At 70.6% G+C, this 3,062-nt stretch carries 2 protein-coding genes and 1 tRNA gene; 1 reads left to right on the top strand and 2 read right to left on the bottom strand.

Annotation, left to right across the window (positions count from 1 at the left end; translation table 11 throughout):
* Positions 1-276: 276 nt before the first annotated feature.
* Positions 277-361, bottom strand: a tRNA-Leu gene (locus V7067_RS16980).
* Positions 362-476: 115 nt separating this feature from the next.
* A complete protein-coding gene (locus V7067_RS16975) occupies positions 477-1,967 on the bottom strand; it encodes an NAD(P)H-hydrate dehydratase (RefSeq protein WP_334177071.1) in 1,491 nt (496 codons plus the stop codon).
* Positions 1,968-2,456: 489 nt separating this feature from the next.
* Here V7067_RS16975 and V7067_RS16970 point away from each other — a divergent pair, with 489 nt between their 5' ends.
* The gene (locus tag V7067_RS16970; protein ID WP_334177070.1) at positions 2,457-2,795 is read left to right on the top strand and encodes a P-II family nitrogen regulator; all 339 of its coding nucleotides are present in this window, start codon (positions 2,457-2,459) and stop codon (positions 2,793-2,795) included.
* The last annotated feature ends 267 nt before the right edge of the window (positions 2,796-3,062 follow it).

Raw genomic sequence — 3,062 nt, 5'->3', positions numbered from 1 at the left:
TCGGTTCGCCCGCCGCGATACCGCCCCTTGGCCTTCAAGGCAACACCTTCTCGCGTGTTTGCCTGCTTATTGACCGCCCGGACGCCCCGAATGAGGGCGTTTACGGCCTGACTGCGGACAAAGCAGGGCAAGGCAGAGGCGGAGCGCGGGCCGCAGCAAGGAACAGGGCGGAGACGGCGACGAGGGCAGGCAGGCGGGCAGGCAGGAAGGCGGGCAGGAAGGGAGGCAGGACAGAGAGCCGGCGCATGGCCGCGGCAGGCCGGGCAGCCCGGCGGCTGGTGCGGGCGGGGGGACTCGAACCCCCAAGGCTTGCGCCACTGGAACCTAAATCCAGCGTGTCTACCAGTTCCACCACGCCCGCCGGCCGGCGCGTGCTTAGCAAATCTGCCGGCCGGCCGCAAACGCCCGCCACCCGCAGGCCGGCCCGCCGAAACCCCGCAGGCGCCGATCGCCGCAGGCACGCACCCGCCGCCGGCTCAGTCGCCCGCTCCCGCCAGCACACCCAGCACACCGGGCACCGCAGGCGCCAGATCTTCGGCAATCAGGCCGAGGCCGGCGGCCGTGCCCGCCGCGCCGTGCACATAGACGGCCATCGCCGCCGCCGCGAAGCCCGGCAGGCCCTGCGCCAGAAGCCCGCCGGCAAGGCCGGAAAGCACATCGCCCGAACCGGCCGTGGCCAGGAAGGGCGGCGCATTCTCATTGATGGCAATGCGGCCGTCGGGTGCCGCAATGACGGTATCGGCGCCCTTCAGCACCACCACGGCGCCGCTCAGCCGCGCGGCGGCCCGGGCGCGCTCGCCCTTGTCCGGCACGCCGGCAAGCGCGGGGAACAGCCGGGCAAATTCGCCGTCATGAGGCGTCATCACCACCGGATGGCTGCGGCCGCCGATGGCCGCGAACAGCGCCTGCGGATCGTCGCGGAAGCTCGTCAGGGCATCGGCATCGAGCACCGCGGCGCGCGGGCCGTCCAGCACTGCCAGCACGGCCGCCGCGGTGGCCGCGCCGACACCCGCGCCGGGGCCGATGACAACGGAATTGAGGCGGGCATCGGCCAGCAGCGCGCGCAGCCCCTCCGCCCCGTCCGCCCGCCGCAGCATGATCGCGGTGAGATGGGCGGCGTTGACCATCAGCGCATCGGCGGGCGATGCCACGGTGACCAGCCCCGCCCCGATGCGCAGCGCCGCGCCGGCCGCCAGCCGCGCCGCGCCGGTGGCGGTCATCGGGCCGGAGACCACCACCGCATGGCCGCGGGCATATTTGTGGCCGTCCGCCGCCGGCGGGTGCCAGTCGCCCCGCCACAGCGCCGGCTGGTTGGCGAAAGCCCGCGGCCCGATCTGCGCCAGCACCCCGTCGCGGATGCCGATATCGGCCACCGTGACGCGGCCGCACAGCAGCCGGCCCGGCAACAGCAGGTGGCCGGGCTTGCGACGGAAGAAGGTGACCGTGCGATGGGCCCGCACCGCCACGCCCAGCACCGCGCCGCTGGCCCCGCTGACACCGCTCGGCAGATCGACCGCCACCACCTCGCCGCGGCAGGCATTCATCGCCGCCACCGCGTCCGCCGGCGCTCCTTCCACCGCGCGCGCAAGGCCGGCGCCGAACAGGGCATCGATCACGACATCGGCATCGGCCACCGCGGCGGCATCGAGCGGCTCGGTCGTCTGCCGCTTCTGCCAGCCGGCCGCCGCCCACGCCGCATCGCCCCTGAGCGCCGCGATGTCGCCCACCAGCATCACGCGCACGCGGTAGCCGCGGGCGGCCAGAATGCGCGCGGCCACGAAGCCGTCGCCGCCGTTGTTGCCCGGCCCCGCCACCACCACGATGCGGCTGGCATAGCTGTGGCGGGCGGAAACCGCATCCGCCACCGCCTGCCCGGCACGCTCCATCAGGTCCGTGCCCGCCCGCCCGCCGGCAATGGTCAGACGGTCGGCCTCGCCCATCTCAGTCGGTGTCAGCAGCTCGATCATGACGGTTCCGTTCTGAATTTTAGGCAGATTGCCTTATTTTTAGTCACTCATTCACCGGTGCGAGGGCCGGTTGAATCTTTTTTCCCCAGCCCCTGCCCGTTTCTGCGGCGCGGCGTTCGTGGAAAAGCAGCACGCCGCGCGCCCGCCGGCAAGGTGGCACGATGCGTGCATCACACAGCGCCGAACGGCAGACCCGAGCCGCCGCTGATGCCGGCGGCCGCGGGCCCTGCCGCGTGCGGACGGCCGGGCCGAGAAGGCGTTCCCGCGCCGGAAGTTCCGACGGCCGGCTGTCATCGCCCGAAGGCGCGGTTATCCTCACCCGAGGCATCGTGCCCCACTGGCGGCGGGACCGGCAGAGCGCCTTGAATGTGACGGACGGCTTTGCCCGTCCGTATCATGTTGCGGCCGGCCGTGCCGGTCCGTGCCCTGAAGACCAGGTGGGTCAGCGGCCTCTGCGCCCCACCGTGATTGCCGCAGAAGAGGGAGGCGATGAAGAAGATCGAAGCGATCATCAAACCCTTCAAGCTCGATGAGGTGAAGGAGGCGCTGCAGGAAGTCGGCCTGCAGGGCATTACTGTCACGGAAGCCAAGGGCTTCGGTCGGCAGAAGGGACATACCGAACTCTACCGCGGCGCCGAATATGTCGTGGATTTCCTTCCCAAGGTGAAGGTTGAGATCGTGCTGACCGATGAGGCGGTGGAGAAGGCCATCGAGGCCATCCGCAACGCCGCGGCGACCGGGCGCATCGGCGACGGCAAGATCTTCGTGTCCAACATCGAGGAGGCGGTGCGAATCCGCACCGGCGAGACGGGCAACGACGCGATCTGACGTTGCCGTGCCGGGGCCCGGCCTGCCGGGCCCCTGCGGCGGACAGACCCAGGAAACGGCGTTCTGCCAGCCCGGCCCAGGCGGCCTTCTGGCAGGGCGCTGCACATCAAACTCGTAAAAAATATCGAGGAATATTCTCATGACCACAGCGGACGACGTTCTGAAGCAGATCCGCGAAAAGGACATCAAGTATCTGGACCTGCGCTTCACCGACCCGCGCGGCAAGCTCCAGCATCTGACGATGGACATTTCGCAGATCGACGAGGA

Origin of the sequence: Pseudoxanthobacter sp. (genome assembly GCF_036822375.1) — a bacterium.
Lineage (GTDB): Bacteria > Pseudomonadota > Alphaproteobacteria > Rhizobiales > Segnochrobactraceae > Pseudoxanthobacter.
This window is presented reverse-complemented; position numbering and strand designations above follow the sequence as displayed.

Bases quoted from the DNA above. Each gene is read 5' to 3' on its own strand.
- V7067_RS16975 (WP_334177071.1), bottom strand. From the start codon at position 1,967: ATGATCGAGCTGCTGACACCGACTGAGATGGGCGAGGCCGACCGTCTG.
- V7067_RS16970 (WP_334177070.1), top strand. From the start codon at position 2,457: ATGAAGAAGATCGAAGCGATCATCAAACCCTTCAAGCTCGATGAGGTG.